The sequence below is a fragment of the Rhodococcus koreensis genome, assembly GCF_017068375.1.
Taxonomy (GTDB): domain Bacteria; phylum Actinomycetota; class Actinomycetes; order Mycobacteriales; family Mycobacteriaceae; genus Rhodococcus_F; species Rhodococcus_F koreensis.
Genome location: NZ_CP070610.1, coordinates 406,639 through 420,173 on the forward strand (window position 1 = coordinate 406,639; position 13,535 = coordinate 420,173).

The window sequence follows — 13,535 nt, forward strand, 5'->3', positions numbered from 1 at the left end:
GGCGTCCAGCCCGGACATTCGACCAACCCAGAACGCCCAGTTCACCGCATCGGGGTGGGGCCACTTCAAGCCGTCACACCCTCACGGGTAAGGGTCGGCTGGGGCCAACTCGAGCCGACAAGGTGGGGCCAGATCGAGTTGACAGAGCCATGCTGCCGGAATCGTCCCCATGTGGCCGTTTTGACACGTCCCACAGTGACATATCGAGGTAGTCGACGAGCCCCGACGTCATCACCTCTTCAGCCAAAAGACGGCTCTCGGAAATCGTTATGCCGTAACGCTCGGGACTCAGGCGCACACCCACCTGAAACGACGGCCCCGTCGCTGCTCGTACGGCCTCCAGTACCTCAAAGATCACTCGTGACCGATTGTCGAACGTACCGCCGTAGCCATCGGTACGGTTGTTGCGGCGCGCGTCCAGGAATTGGCACAGCAGGTAACCGTGAGCACCGTGGACCTCCACGCCTGCGAAACCGGCTCGCTCGACCCGTCGAGCAGCACTGGCGAAATCGTCGATCAAGCAGTGGATCTCGTCCGTCGTCATCGCACGAACTCCCCTGGAGGGATCATCCCACGGGGCAATCGGAGGGACTCCCGAAAGCTCCGGCCGCGCACGCATGCCACCGTGGTGCAGCTGGACCGCCGATGGAGTTCCCTGCTCGCGCAGTACTGTGGCGAGCCTGGCCAGACCAGGCAAGAATCGGTCACTCCATACTGCGAGCTGCCCGGGGAATCCCTGCCCTCCGCGCGACACGTGCGCAGCGCACGTCAACACCATCCCGAACCCGCCTGCGGCGCGTGTCCGCAGCCACTGCAGTTCGTCTTCGTGCAGACTGCCATCTACATGACTCTGTTGATTTGTCAGGGGTGCCAGGACCAACCGGTTGGACCAGTCGGGGCCGCGTTCCAACGACATTGGATTCTCCACACGTGTCACTACGCTCTCTCCTTCGAGATGCTGATGCATTGGTTCAATTTGGTGTGGGTGCATGTCGCAGCAAGTACGAGTGAATCCGCGGTCCTACCCACTTGAGCACCTTTGCCGGAAGGAACTGGTCGGCCCACGGTCGACGGACCTCATACGGTGAGACTCGTGGACCCATGAACTGCCTCATGGCCGTCTCGAGCATCTCCATTCCTTGAATGGAGATTTTTTTCTGGAGGCAACTTGGCCGTTAGGGGTGCTGTCGCGTGTAGACGCGTGCAAGTTCGCGGACGATCGACGCGTCGAATTCAACACCCTCAACCGTCTGCCAAAGTTTGTCGTTGAACTGCTGGCGGGAGATGCCGAATGTTTGGAAGACCTCCTCTGTGGGTGCTCCGCCGTACGGAGCCCAGATCCGGGCGAAGTGGACTATTGCGTCTTTTTCGGTCCGAACTTGGCGGGCGTTGTTGCGGCGATTCAGTTCGTTGAGCTGGCGGCGACGCTGCGTGCGGTATGCGTCCACATCATGGTCGAGACGCACCGAGTCTGCGGTGGTCGGATGGGAGGTCACCCGACCACCTGCCGGCGGTACGTGGTTCACGTTCATGGCGATTCCTTGAGTCGTCAGCGGTGTCAGGCACGGAAGTCCTGTCGGATCGGATCAGTAGACGGGTCGGCGGCTTTGCCGCAGGGGTTGCCGGAAGTCGTCATCGCACCGGCCCTACCAAGGACGTGTGTCCGAGCCCAATAGAGCCGATGTGACTGCAAGCACGGTAGCAATAAATCGACCGCCTGCCAATCGTTTGGCAACCGCAGAGCTGAATCTGTTGCTCTTGCCGTCCAGCTCTCCCGCGGCCGCAACCAGATGTGCATATTTCCGTTCCCGCTCTTGTGTTGCAGGGAAGTCGCTCGTATCGTCTTACCAAACGTTTGGCATATGTGGCGAGCGCTCGTCCGGCAGGAGAGAGTAATGATGAAGATCGAAACGACGAAGTCTGACGGTATGCCGTCAGACCTAGCGGAGACCACAATGCCAAGCCTCCTCGATGACGTACCCATAAGTCTGTTCCATATCCGGCTTGCCGCCTGTGCAAGTGGGGGGGCCTTCATCGATGGATACGTTCTCGCGATCTTCGGTGTGGCGATGGTGCAGATTGGTCCCGAATTCGCTTTGTCTGCCGCAGCCAAGGGTGCCGTTGCAGCGATGGTGCTGCTCGGGGTCTTCTTCGGCGGGTTCATCGGCGGCTACCTGACAGATAGATTCGGACGGCAGCGCATCTACAAATGGGATCTCGCAGCTATCTCGGCGTTGTCGATCGCCTCGTTCTTCGTAGAGGGCGCATTCAGTTTGATCATCATGAGGTTGCTGGTTGGTTTGGCGGTCGGCATCGATTACCCGATCGCGCCGGCACTGCTAACCGAATTCAGTCCCAAGCGTTTGCGGGGCCCGTTGCTGGGTGTACTGATCTCTCTCTTCTTCGTCGGAGGCGCGGCCGCCTACGTCACAGGGGAAATCATGTTGTCCACGATCGGGGACGGAGCGTGGCGATGGATGCTAGCAAGTACTGCCGTCCCCGCTGCCATCATCGCCGTCATGCGGATCGGCACTCCGGAGTCCCCCCTGTGGCTGGCGCGGAATGGGCGAGTCGAGGAGGCCAACTCGGTCATGGCCAAGGTGTTCGGACCCGGCGTCAGAGTCGATGAATCGCCGGCAGAAGCGCGCGCAGGCGGGGGCCTCTTCGCAGTCGTGAAAGCCGGGTACGTTGGTCGGCTGCTGTTCGTCACCGCGATATGGATCTGTCTCATCATTCCGGTGTATGCGATCTTCGCCTTCGGACCTCAGTTGGTGGGCGCAATGCACTTGGAGGGACGCGCGAGCACTCTGGGCTCGGCCGCCATTGAGCTCTTCTTCGCGGTTGGCTGCGTCATCGCGCTCCTCCTGGTCAACCGCGTGGGACGCCGTACCATGACGATTCAAAGCTTCGCTTGGGCGGCTATCCCAATGCTGCTCCTCGCTATCTTCTCGGATGCCCCCGCAATCTGGGCAGCTGTCCTCTTCGCCGCCTATGCACTGTTCAGCGGGGGGATGGAAGTCATGTCGTTTGTCTACCCCAACGAACTCTTTCCCACCGAGCTACGCGGATCTGCAATGGGTATTGTGACCGCGCTGAGCCGATTCGGGGCGGCCGTGGGCACGTTCCTGGTGCCTATCTCCCTCGAGAATTTCGGCATCTCAACGACGATGTACGGGGCCTTCGCGATTACTGTCGTCGGATTGGTGATCTCGGCAATGTGGGCGCCGGAGACCCGCAATATGAGCCTGGCGGAAACCTCCAGCCTGAGCCATTGATCATCGGCGACTCGAGCCGTTACCCGTCACGATGCCTAGTTTCTAGTTTCCCCATTGATGTCAGCACCCGGAATCCAGACAGCCAGGCGACAATTTTCGTGCCGATGACCGCTGACGCCATTTAAGACAGATCGGCTCACCGACTCTACGAGCCCCGATCTGCTGCCAGTCTGCTGCCCCGAGTTCATCGACGCACTCAGGGGCGCCGAGACCGACAGCGCCCACGCGGTTCGACCTCGATCTCGGCGGCGTGGGCGATGCGGCATAACAATCGATTGGCGTAGGATGGACCGTTCAGGCAGTGCTGCGGGCCCGGCTCGATGGGCCCAATCGGTGTTTCGCCTTCGCAACGATATGCCGCGACGATGGGTCTACGGGGAGGGAACAAGATTGTCCACCATGAACATGAAGCAACTGGCGGAACTTGCCGGCGTCGACGTCTCGACCGTGTCCCGTGCGTTGCGCGGTGACAACCGACGAGTGGCCGCGGCCACGATCAAACGGGTCCAAGAGTTGGCTCGCGAGGCGGGATACGTTCCCAACCCGGTTGCGTCCAGCTTGCGGAGCGGGCGCTCGCGCATGCTTGGTGTCGTCGTTCCGGTCCTCAGCGACATTGTGATGGCAATACTGGCGACCGCCATCGAGGAAGCGTCGCGAGAACTCGGATACCTGTCAGCGGTCATCGCCACCCACGGCGATCCGGAGGTGCGGTCCGAGGCTATCGATCATCTCCTCAGCAGGAAAGTCGACGGATTCGTACTGTGCGACACCGAGGTGGGGCGTGAGGTTCCACACCAGCTCGAATCGAGCTCGGTGCCGTACGTCTTCGCGATGCGCCGGTCCGACGATGCGGTATCGGTGACAGCCGACGACCGACGCGGCGGCTCTCTGGTGGCAGAGCACTTCGTCACAATGGGACACGAGCGGGTGGCCGTGGTGCCGGGTCCGGCCGCGGCAAGTACCTCGATCGATCGAGTAGCCGGATTCATGGAGGTCATGGCAGGGCACCCGCAGGTCACCGTGCTGTCGAGCCCCGAAGCCGGGGGGTTCGGCGTTGAGGACGGGCACCGGTACGTCACGTCCCTGCTCGCTCAGCGCGAACGCCCTTCGGCCCTGTTCTGCGCCAACGACCACACTGCGATAGGCGCGGGCCGCGCCCTCGGCGATCACGGCATGCGAGTCGGACACGACGTTGCGTTGGTGGGATACAACGACATTCCGCAGGCTGCATATCTCGAGCCACCCCTCAGCAGCGTCCGGACAGACCTCGGGTTGATGGGTCGGACCGCCGCACAGCGGCTGGTGTCGTTGATCGAAGGAGAGGACGTTTCGAGTGTCGCGCTCGAACCCGTCCTGGTGGTCCGGGCGTCCTCGGCCACGGTGGCCGGCCGCATCGACAGCCCGGCACCGCGGCTCGGGGTGTAATCAAGCGACGAAGTCGTCCCAGTCGTTTTCGAGGTAGTCGATGAAGGCCCGCCCCAGGCCCTGGGTCTCGAGGTGTTGCCGTGAGACCGGCTGAGGAACGCTGGTGAATGACGGATCGGACAGGACTCGGCACGCGAAGTATCCCGTGCCTCGACAGGTCGTCTCCTGCCCGCACTATTCACCATTCCGACGACGGCCTGATACTGCCCTCTCCTAGCGACGTGATGCCGATGGCGACATCGCAGTGACTACCACGTAGCCGACAGCAGACAGGAACAGAAGAACGAAGAGCCGCAGGGCCATCGGAATCAGCTGATCCGCTGTGAGACGTTGCTCATTCCACAGATTGTCGTGGTGCTCGACGAAGTACATCAGGTGTGGTGATCTTTCTGACAACCCACGAGAACCTGGTACATGATGCGATCAAGCAGCAGTTCGCCAAGGCTGCCGCGCTTGTGGAGGACGACGGGGCTGACGGAAGGATCGGGGGACTGGACTGTGGTCCTTGATCCGCAGCACGGGTTCCGTTGGCTTGAGTCGTGGATCAAGCCCTAACTTCGTCACCCGAGCACGTACAGCAGTCGCTCATGCCACCTAAGCAAGTCGGAATACAGCCCTTAACCCACCGTGAACCCACCGTGCACGATCCGCCGCGGGCCGCTGGGCCGTGCGCGTGCGGAGTCATCTCGCATCCCACGGTGATCGTTCGAGACTGTTGACGCACCGGCCCGGAACCGGTCGTGCCCCGCATCGGCATCGATGCGGGGCACTCACCCTCGAGAGGTGATGGCGGAGGCTGCTGTCGGTTACCCGCGGGAGAGTCCGGGCTGGATCTGGATCTGCCCGGGGTTGGCCTTGGTCTTGCCGACCGTCCATTCGCCGTCCGCACCGCACACCAGGGCGCCATTGCGGTCGCCGGGCTTGCCGTATGTCACCGTCTCGTTTCCGTTCGAGTCCGTGTTCACGATCGGGCACGGACCACCGGTGGGACCGTTCGGGCCGATCGGCTCGGCCTGAGCGACGGACGCTGCCCCGGCCGCACTCAGGACCGTAAAGGCAGTGAAGGCGATGGCGGTAAAGGTTCGGCGGGCGTTGATCATTCATTCGCTCCTGAGGATGTCGGGGAGGTGCGTCGGTGACAGAGACAACTCTGCCCACTCCAGCGCCCGAACTGAAGCAACCCCAGGGGGCCCGTTCACCCACCCCAGGCGTGGACGCACCCCACCCCTGACACAGGTCAACCTCGACGTATTCGGCCTCGGCATGCGTGGGTGGTACCGAGCAGCCGAGCCGAATCGACCGATGGCCGCGCCCGTCACGGCAACCGCCTCACACCAGTAGCGGGCTGTGCGAATCGGTCCCCGCGGGAAAGGGGACGTGTCATCTTCACAGGTCAGCGGCCTGAATCCGGGGTACTGTCTGTGAGCCCGCCGATCGCGGATCCACCCAACCGGGTGTTCGCACCCGCTACCGTTTCCGGGTATGGGGACCACGTTCCATGGGCCGAGTCCGTGGCCGCACATCACCCGCGCGATCCGCACGCGCGGTCCCCGCCGTGCCGCGGTCGCGCACCTCGGCCAGGACGCCCCTACCCTGCTGCCGCTGCGCGCCGGGGATGTCCTTGTCGTCAACGCCTCCCGCGCCGCGGTGCGCGCCCACGCGACCTCCCCGGTCGCGCTCGCGTACTACGTGGACGCCGGGGTGCGGGTGCTGTCGTCACCGAACCTGCACGCCAATGTCATCGCCACCGACCGGCGGGCGGTCATCGGCTCCGCCAACGCCTCTCACAGCTCCACCCTCGCCGAGGAGGCCGCGGTCATCACCGACGACCCGGAGGTCGTCGCCGCCGTCCGGGCATTCATCGACGGCATTGAGGAGATCACCGAGGTCGATCAGGCGTTCCTCGACAACGCCACCGCGCAGTGGCAGATCGGTCGGGCGGTACCACTGCCCGGGGTCACGAGCCGCGGGCGCGCCGACCCCGGGTTCCTGCCCGCAACGATCCCCCGGATGTTTCTTCGACACACCGTCGACTACACGCCCGGTCCTACCGAGCAGCACACGTGGGCAACGCAGGCGCGCCGGCATCGCGGCCCTGCCGGGCCGGCAGCGAAGTACCATCTCGAATGGTTCCACCACGACAAATCCGAGAGCCGCCTCGAGCGCGGTGACGTCCTGATTTTCGTCACCGCCGACAACGAGTGGATTTACCCCCCAGCGGTCGTGGATTCCGAGGCGATCGCGATCCTCCACAGCCGCGGCGCCATCGGTCACCTCCTGCGAAGCCGAGCGGACCTCTCCCCCATCCCAGTTTCGGAGGCCGAGCAGACCCTCGCCGACCTCGGGCACCCGGGCCCCCGGCTCCGGTCCGATCACCGGATCGCCTCCCCCAGCCTGCGGACCGCTCTGCTCCAACTCTGGAACCTCTGAACCACCGCGGCCAATACGCGGCATGACCAGAGGGAACGACACGTCCCCACTAGTCACCGAATCGCCAGCATCGCCAGGCAATGCAAGCATTAATGGCAATGCTGGCAGGTCGCTTCCGGGGGTGGCGGCTCGCCGTCCAACCCTGTGGCCCGCGCCTTGGCGTCGGCTCACCCCGGTGGGGTCGTCATGTCAGGGCCAGCACTCGGGAACGTGCCTCCAGGCAGCGGCCGAGGAGGTCGAGCATCTCGGCGTCCGGGTGCGCGAGTTCGGGGAGGTTCTTCGCGCTGATGATCGTCTGATCGACCGCGGCGACCTGCCGGCGGCACTCGCCGAGCGCCTCCGGTGTGACGGTGACGGCGTCGAGCCGGTCGGTGAGGTACCGAATCGACTGATCCAGGCCCAGACCCGGGTTGCGGGTGCCGTTTCCGGCCCTGCGGGTTTCGACCATCTGCCACCACTGGTCCAGCTCGGCCAGCACCGCGGGATCGGCGACCGCGACACGTAAGGCCCGGTCGAGCGACTGCGGATCGGTGAGATCAACCTCACCCACACCTGCTGCGCGGGTGAGGATCTGGCCGAGCTGGTGGTTGGCGAGACCGTCGCCGCGGCTCCACCAGTACGACACCATCACATGTACCTTGCTCGCCGCGGCCAGCTCCCCCATCAGACCCTGTTCCCTTCAATGCAAGACGAAACCTTCGAGTCCATCCTCACAGCCCAACAACCGCCCCGGAGTTCCGGGTCAGGGCTGTGGATCGGCGATTTCAGGCTGTGCGGCGGGAGGTGTGGGCCGCCGCGCACATCGGGCACCACGTGCGCTCGCCGACGATCCACCCGTTCGTCTCGGCGAAGGCCACCGCCTCGGGCCGGCCGGCGACGGCAGCGGCGAAGGTGTGCTCACACAGATCGCACCGCACCGTCCATCCACGCCTGCCTGTGGATCGCACCAACGTATGAACAGTCATGTCACCCCCGCGACTTCGACACTGTGCCCCCAGCATGGCACAACCCGTCCGAGAGTGGTGGCCCACGCAGGCCAGGGCCCCGGCCGTCACATCCGAATCATCACCCAGAAGACGAACAGGTCGTAGATGCCGTGCGTCATGATCGTCGGCCACAACGAGCGGGTGTAGAAGGCCAGACCCATGGTTCGGTGTACAAGACGCCGCTATTCTGGAACGGGCCTGTCGCCCTTCACGCACATGATTGGGGGCAGGTGCGGTTAGAGCGTGTCTGCTATTTGCGGACGCGGTGATGAATGACGAAGGCGGCGAGGAGTACGCCACCGAGGTAGGTGGTGGCGTACTTGTCGAAGCGAGTTGCGATGCCACGCCACTGCTTGAGACGCCCGAGGGCGTTCCCCCCGAGATGTGGACACCAATTCCTATGCAGCGGTGGCCAGGGTAGCCGATCGCTGCTCGAACTCGATCGGACAGATCTGACCGAGAGTGGAATGCCTCCTTCTGGTGTTGTATCGAGTGATCCAACGGAAGACTTCGGCGCGGGCCTCACCCGCACTGTTCCAGCGCTTCCGCCCCTTCAGCGTTTCCCGTTTCAACGTCGCGTTCAGCGACTCGGCGGCCGCGTTGTCCGCCGACGTTCCTACCGCACCCCGCGACCGGGTCACCCCGAGCTCACGGCAGAGGGCGGCGAACTCGGCCGATGCATACTGGGCGGGCTCAACCGGTCGATGCAACACCTCGATCACGGAGGTTTGCGATGGGATGGGGCAACAAGCAGATGATGCCTGCGGCGCCGGTGGGTGCCAGGCGGCAGTGGGCGGCGGACAGGGCATTGCGACCTCCGATGCGTTCACCGGGCCGGCCGGAGCCCTCTCGCGCGGTGCAGCGGGACTTCTGGCGGCGGATCGCATCGGGAGTGACGACGGTCGAGGCCGCGGAGGCCGTCGGCGTGTCATGGCCGGTCGGATGCCGTTGGTTCCGCCACGCTGGCGGCATGCCGCCGATCAGCCTGGACGAGCCCACGGGCCGCTACCTGTCGTTCGCCGAGCGTGAGGAGATCGCGCTGCTGCGCGCCCAGGATGTTGGCGTGCGCGAAATCGCCCGCAGGATTGGACGTGACCCGGGAACGATCTCACGCGAACTGCGCCGCAACGCAGCGACCCGGGGCGGCAAGCCGGTCTACCGGGCACTGGTGGCGCAGTGGAAAGCGCAACAGGCCGCGAAGCGCCCGAAGACGGCGAAGCTCGTGGGCAACGACGAGTTGCGTAAGTACGTGCAGGAGCGGCTCTCCGGCAGCGTCCGCCGACCCGACGGCACGATCGTCCGTGGGCCTGAGACGCCCGCGTGGAAGGGACTGAACAAGCCGCATCGGCAGGACAGGCCATGGGCGACGGCGTGGAGCCCGGAACAGATCTCGCACCGGCTCAGGATCGACTTCCCCGATGATGAGTCCATGCGCATCAGCCATGAGGCGATCTACCAATCGTTGTTCATCGAGGGCCGCGGCGCGCTCAAACGGGAGCTGGTCGCGTGCCTGCGCACCGGGCGGGCGCTGCGGGTTCCCCGAGCGCGGTCGCAGAACAAACCGCAAGGGCATGTCACCGAGGACGTCGTGATCAGCGAACGCCCCGCCGAAGCCGCCGATCGCGCCGTCCCGGGGCACTGGGAGGGGGACCTGATCATCGGAACCGGCCGGTCCGCAATCGGCACGCTCGTCGAGCGCAGCAGCCGATCGACGATCCTCGTGCACCTGCCTCGGCTGGAGGGCTGGGGCGAGAAGCCACCCGTGAAGAACGGTCCTTCCCTCGGTGGCTACGGCGCCGTCGCGATGAACGCCGCGCTGACGACATCGATGACCACCCTTCCCGAGCAGCTCCGCAAGACCCTCACCTGGGACCGCGGGAAGGAACTCTCCGGTCATGCCCAGTTCGCCCTCGATACCGGCACGAAAGTGTTCTTCGCCGACCCGCACTCGCCCTGGCAACGACCGACGAACGAGAACACGAACGGCCTGCTGCGCCAGTACTTCCCGAAAGGCACCGACCTCTCCAGGTGGTCCGCCGAGGACCTCGAAGCCGTCGCCCTGGCGATCAACAACCGGCCCCGCAAGATCCACGAATGGCGAACCCCGGCCGAGGTCTTCGCCGAGCAGCTACGCTCACTGCAACAGCCAGGTGTTGCGACGACCGATTGAATCCGCCCTGGGCTCCGTTGTCGGAGTGGAAAATTGACCCATCGAGACCTGCGGCGCCGCGACAGGCAGCGGCCGCCCGCAGCGCGTCGGTGACCAGTCCGGTACGCATGTGGTCGGCGATCGACCACCCCGCCAACCGTCGCGAACTCAGGTCCAACACCGTCGCCAGATACAGAAATTCACCGTCACCGACTGGGAGGTAGGTGATGTCGCCGACGTATCGGGTGTTCGGTGCGCTTGCGGTGAAATTTCGCCGGATCAGGTCCGGCACCGCGGCCGCGTCCGGATCGGGGACGGTGGTGCGCACCGGTTTGCGCAGGTGCACGCCGACGATCCCGTGCTCGCGCATGACCCGCTCGACCCGCTTGTGGTTCACCTCGATCCCGGCATCGCGCAGTTCGGCCGTGATGCGCGGGGCGCCGTAGGTGCCATCGAAATCGTCGTGAATTTCGCGGATCCGCGTCGCGAGCTCCTCGTCGGCCCGGGCGCGCTCGGCACGGGCCGGTGCGGTGGCAAGCCACCGGTAGAACCCGGACCGGGACACCTCGAGGATCTGGCACAGCCACTTCACCGGAGCGGTGTCGCGGTGGTCGTCGACGAACTGGAAGCGGCTCACCAGTTGGTCTCGCCCGCGAAATACTTCGCGGCCCTCCGCAGGATCTCCCGTTCGGTTTCGAGTTTCCGGATCTGGGCCTTGAGCTGCTTGTTTTCTTCCTCCAACACGGACTCGGACGATACCTCGCCCGCCCGGGACGCCGACCGCGCCGCCCCGCTGGCCCGGAGCTCGGCCGTGGAGGTGCCGGTGCGTTTGCGTTCGGCCCGCACCCAGTTGCGCAGGGTCTCGCGGCTGACGCCCAGGTCGTTGCCGATGCCGTCGAAGGTGTGGCTCGGGTCGGACAGGTACAGCGCGACGGCATCGGCCTTGAATTCCGCCGAGTACGCCTTCATCGCCATCAGTGACATCTCTTCCTCTGGGACCTTCACGACCCAGTGTTCACGATGTCCTCACTCAGGGGGGAAGGCCCGTGGGTGTTGTGCCCGGCGTCGGTCACCTGGGCCCGTATCAGGTGGCGCTGCGTTCGGCGGATCCCACCGCATCGAGCACGGCGGCACGCGTCGAGGCGTCGGGGGCAAGAGTCTTCTCGACGGTTCCGATGTTGAGCCGTTGCCGCCACCTGGCCTCGTCGAACGGCAATGGGCGCGTAGCGGACAGGAACTCCTCGACGGTGTGGACAAAGCGCATGGGGTCGTCCCGGAAGGGGAAGTGACCGGCGCCCCGGAAGATCTGCAGCCGCGAATCCGGCATTGCCGCGTGCGCGGAGTGGGCGTGGCTGACGGGGATGACCGTATCCCAATCTCCCCAGATGAGTTGAACAGGAAGACTTGCCGTCAGATAGCAGCGGTCGAGCATCGTCACCGTCTGTCCGCGCCAGTCGACCACCGACCGCAGGGTGCGTAGGTAGGCCTCGTACGCGGTGGGGTCGGGCAGCTCGGTCAAGATACGCACCAGATCCGGTGTGTCGTGCAGCGTCGCACCGGGGCGCATGGCAGTGCCGTGCAGCCGAGTCAACACCGTTCCCACCCACCGCACCGCGGGCACCGCTCCCGGCAGGCGCAGCAATTTCAGTGCCTCATTGAGGATCGGCGTCGCCGCGAGCCGCAGGAGTGGATGAACGTCGGTGGTGATACCGCCGGCGGAAACCAGGATGAGCCGATCCACCATCTGCGGGAACTGGTAGGCGAACTGCATCGCGATGCCGCCGCCGAGCGAATGTCCGATCACCGTGGCGTGGTCGATTCCCAGGGTCGAGAGTAGATCGCGCATGCCGTTGGCGTAGGCGGCGACCGAATAGTCGGCACGGGGTTTGTCGGAGCGTCCGTGGCCGAGTAGATCGGGTGCGATCACGGTGTAGTTCTCGGCGAGGTGCGGGATGATCTCGGTCCAGGTCGACGAGTTGTCGCCGATGCCGTGCAACAGCAGCAGCGCGGGGCCGTCACCGGCCATGCGGAAGGCGCGCCGGTACCCGTGGATGGTGCGGAACATCATCTGCGGCTCGGTGTTGGGCACCGGCCGGAGCCTGCGTATGCGACTGGGGTTCATCGCACCCTCCTCGACTGTCGCGTTCTACATCGATTCTTCGCTGCGCACCGTCGACACACGTGACGACACGCCCCACCCGAGGGTGTCGACATCAGGAGGGTTGTTGCCCTTCTCCCGTGCCCCGACATAGGCGCGAGAACGTTCGCTGGTTATTCGCGGTGGGGGCCGCGGCGTTACACGCACGTCGGCGCGATTCGGGTCGAGTGTTGTTCACTCCCGGACGGAGATCCGATCAGTCCTTGTCTGTTACGTGGATTGGCTACCGTGGGGTTTTGTGACAGCAGGTATTCGATGACAGCAGGTAATCCAGAGCCGTCGGCCAAGATGATGCCGAGCCCCGAGGTTGGGCTCGACTTCGCTCGGGAGTGGGTGGAGTTCCTCGATCCCGACGACGCCGAGCATCTCATTGCCGCGGACATGACGTGGCTGCTCTCGCATTGGACCTGCGTGTTCGGCACCCCGGCCTGCCAGGGCATCATCGCGGGCCGACCCGACGACGGTTGCTGCTCGCATGGCGCGTTCTTCACCGACGCGGAGGATGTCGAGAGGTTGCACGAGTCGGTGAAGCTGCTCAGACCCGAGGGCTGGCAGTTCATGAAGCAGGGTCTCGGGAAGAGGGGGTACATCGAGGAGGACGAGCTCGAGGACGAGCCGGCGCTGCGTACCCGCCGCTACCAGGGTGCATGCATCTTCCTCAACCGTCCTGGATTCGAGGGTGGCATCGGGTGTGCGCTGCATGCGATGGCACTCGAGCGCGGGATCGAGCCGCTCGAGGTGAAGCCGGACGTGTGCTGGCAGCTGCCGATTCGGCGCACCCAGGTATGGGTGGAGCGACCCGACGGCGAGCAGGTCCTGAAGACGACGATCAGCGAGTACGACCGGCGCGGGTGGGGTGAGGGCGGCGCGGACCTGGACTGGTACTGCTCCGGCTCGCCGGACGCGCACGTCGGCGCCAGGGCGGTGTGGCAGTCGTATGCGCCGGAGCTCACCGAGTTGCTCGGTGAGGCCGCGTATCGGGAGCTGGCGCGGCTGTGTAAGCGGCGGCAAGGCCTCGGCCTGATCGCCGTGCACCCGGCGACCGCGGCCGCCGAGAAGAAGTCCCACTGATGGGTTGTTGGGGAGTGCACGAACCAAAGTGGTTTGCACTT

General features: G+C 64.9%; 11 protein-coding genes and 2 pseudogenes. 5 read left to right on the forward strand and 8 right to left on the reverse strand.

Annotation, left to right across the window (positions count from 1 at the left end; translation table 11 throughout):
• Positions 1 to 73: 73 nt before the first annotated feature.
• Together JWS14_RS42835 and JWS14_RS42840 are read right to left on the reverse strand one after the other, a co-directional pair.
• A complete protein-coding gene (locus JWS14_RS42835; RefSeq protein WP_338051670.1) occupies positions 74 to 991 on the reverse strand; it encodes an NADH:flavin oxidoreductase in 918 nt (305 codons plus the stop codon).
• 184 nt (positions 992 to 1,175) lie between these two features.
• On the reverse strand, positions 1,176 to 1,532 hold the full coding sequence (locus JWS14_RS42840) for a hypothetical protein (RefSeq protein ID WP_095870021.1): 357 nt from the start codon (positions 1,530 to 1,532) through the stop codon (positions 1,176 to 1,178).
• Positions 1,533 to 1,895: 363 nt separating this feature from the next.
• Here JWS14_RS42840 and JWS14_RS42845 point away from each other — a divergent pair, with 363 nt between their 5' ends.
• Positions 1,896 to 3,275, forward strand: coding sequence for an MFS transporter (locus JWS14_RS42845; protein ID WP_241031769.1), 1,380 nt, complete (start codon positions 1,896 to 1,898; stop codon positions 3,273 to 3,275).
• Positions 3,276 to 3,674: 399 nt separating this feature from the next.
• Entirely contained in the window at positions 3,675 to 4,700 is a 1,026-nt protein-coding gene (locus JWS14_RS42850; protein WP_179443378.1) for a LacI family DNA-binding transcriptional regulator, read from the forward strand.
• 806 nt (positions 4,701 to 5,506) lie between these two features.
• On the opposite strand, the gene JWS14_RS42855 is transcribed toward JWS14_RS42850, so the two are convergent.
• Entirely contained in the window at positions 5,507 to 5,800 is a 294-nt protein-coding gene (locus JWS14_RS42855) for a hypothetical protein (protein WP_054713554.1), read from the reverse strand.
• Between the two features lie 382 nt (positions 5,801 to 6,182).
• Here JWS14_RS42855 and JWS14_RS42860 point away from each other — a divergent pair, with 382 nt between their 5' ends.
• Positions 6,183 to 7,130, forward strand: coding sequence for a phospholipase D family protein (locus tag JWS14_RS42860; RefSeq protein ID WP_206016443.1), 948 nt, complete (start codon positions 6,183 to 6,185; stop codon positions 7,128 to 7,130).
• Between the two features lie 184 nt (positions 7,131 to 7,314).
• Here the strand turns inward: JWS14_RS42860 and JWS14_RS42865 are convergent, their stop codons facing one another.
• From JWS14_RS42865 to JWS14_RS42880, 3 genes and pseudogenes are all read right to left on the reverse strand, one after another.
• Positions 7,315 to 7,794: a hypothetical protein gene (locus tag JWS14_RS42865; protein ID WP_206016444.1), complete on the reverse strand. Its 480-nt coding sequence runs from the start codon at positions 7,792 to 7,794 to the stop codon at positions 7,315 to 7,317.
• 100 nt (positions 7,795 to 7,894) lie between these two features.
• Entirely contained in the window at positions 7,895 to 8,095 is a 201-nt protein-coding gene (locus JWS14_RS42870; RefSeq protein WP_172652395.1) for a hypothetical protein, read from the reverse strand.
• 419 nt (positions 8,096 to 8,514) lie between these two features.
• Positions 8,515 to 8,805 (reverse strand): annotated as a pseudogene (locus JWS14_RS42880) (transposase); the annotation flags it as partial.
• A 68-nt stretch (positions 8,806 to 8,873) separates the two neighbouring features.
• Between JWS14_RS42880 and JWS14_RS42885 the strand changes: the two are divergent.
• A complete protein-coding gene (locus JWS14_RS42885) occupies positions 8,874 to 10,286 on the forward strand; it encodes an IS30 family transposase (protein ID WP_082764511.1) in 1,413 nt (470 codons plus the stop codon).
• Here JWS14_RS42885 and JWS14_RS42890 read toward each other — a convergent pair.
• Together JWS14_RS42890 and JWS14_RS42895 are read right to left on the reverse strand one after the other, a co-directional pair.
• Positions 10,183 to 11,240: pseudogene (locus tag JWS14_RS42890) on the reverse strand (IS3 family transposase). The gene JWS14_RS42885 and the pseudogene JWS14_RS42890 overlap by 104 nt on opposite strands.
• 109 nt (positions 11,241 to 11,349) lie before the next feature.
• A complete protein-coding gene (locus JWS14_RS42895) occupies positions 11,350 to 12,387 on the reverse strand; it encodes an alpha/beta fold hydrolase (RefSeq protein WP_206016445.1) in 1,038 nt (345 codons plus the stop codon).
• Positions 12,388 to 12,711: 324 nt separating this feature from the next.
• On the opposite strand from JWS14_RS42895, the gene JWS14_RS42900 reads away from it, so the two are divergent.
• Entirely contained in the window at positions 12,712 to 13,494 is a 783-nt protein-coding gene (locus JWS14_RS42900; RefSeq protein ID WP_206016938.1) for a DUF3109 family protein, read from the forward strand.
• The last annotated feature ends 41 nt before the right edge of the window (positions 13,495 to 13,535 follow it).

Bases quoted from the DNA above. Each gene is read 5' to 3' on its own strand.
- JWS14_RS42855 (WP_054713554.1), bottom strand. From the start codon at position 5,800: ATGATCAACGCCCGCCGAACCTTTACCGCCATCGCCTTCACTGCCTTT.
- JWS14_RS42835 (WP_338051670.1), bottom strand. From the start codon at position 991: ATGCACCCACACCAAATTGAACCAATGCATCAGCATCTCGAAGGAGAG.
- JWS14_RS42845 (WP_241031769.1), top strand. From the start codon at position 1,896: ATGATGAAGATCGAAACGACGAAGTCTGACGGTATGCCGTCAGACCTA.
- JWS14_RS42895 (WP_206016445.1), bottom strand. From the start codon at position 12,387: ATGAACCCCAGTCGCATACGCAGGCTCCGGCCGGTGCCCAACACCGAG.
- JWS14_RS42850 (WP_179443378.1), top strand. From the start codon at position 3,675: ATGAACATGAAGCAACTGGCGGAACTTGCCGGCGTCGACGTCTCGACC.
- JWS14_RS42865 (WP_206016444.1), bottom strand. From the start codon at position 7,794: ATGGGGGAGCTGGCCGCGGCGAGCAAGGTACATGTGATGGTGTCGTAC.
- JWS14_RS42885 (WP_082764511.1), top strand. From the start codon at position 8,874: ATGCCTGCGGCGCCGGTGGGTGCCAGGCGGCAGTGGGCGGCGGACAGG.
- JWS14_RS42870 (WP_172652395.1), bottom strand. From the start codon at position 8,095: ATGACTGTTCATACGTTGGTGCGATCCACAGGCAGGCGTGGATGGACG.
- JWS14_RS42840 (WP_095870021.1), bottom strand. From the start codon at position 1,532: ATGAACGTGAACCACGTACCGCCGGCAGGTGGTCGGGTGACCTCCCAT.
- JWS14_RS42900 (WP_206016938.1), top strand. From the start codon at position 12,712: ATGATGCCGAGCCCCGAGGTTGGGCTCGACTTCGCTCGGGAGTGGGTG.
- JWS14_RS42860 (WP_206016443.1), top strand. From the start codon at position 6,183: ATGGGGACCACGTTCCATGGGCCGAGTCCGTGGCCGCACATCACCCGC.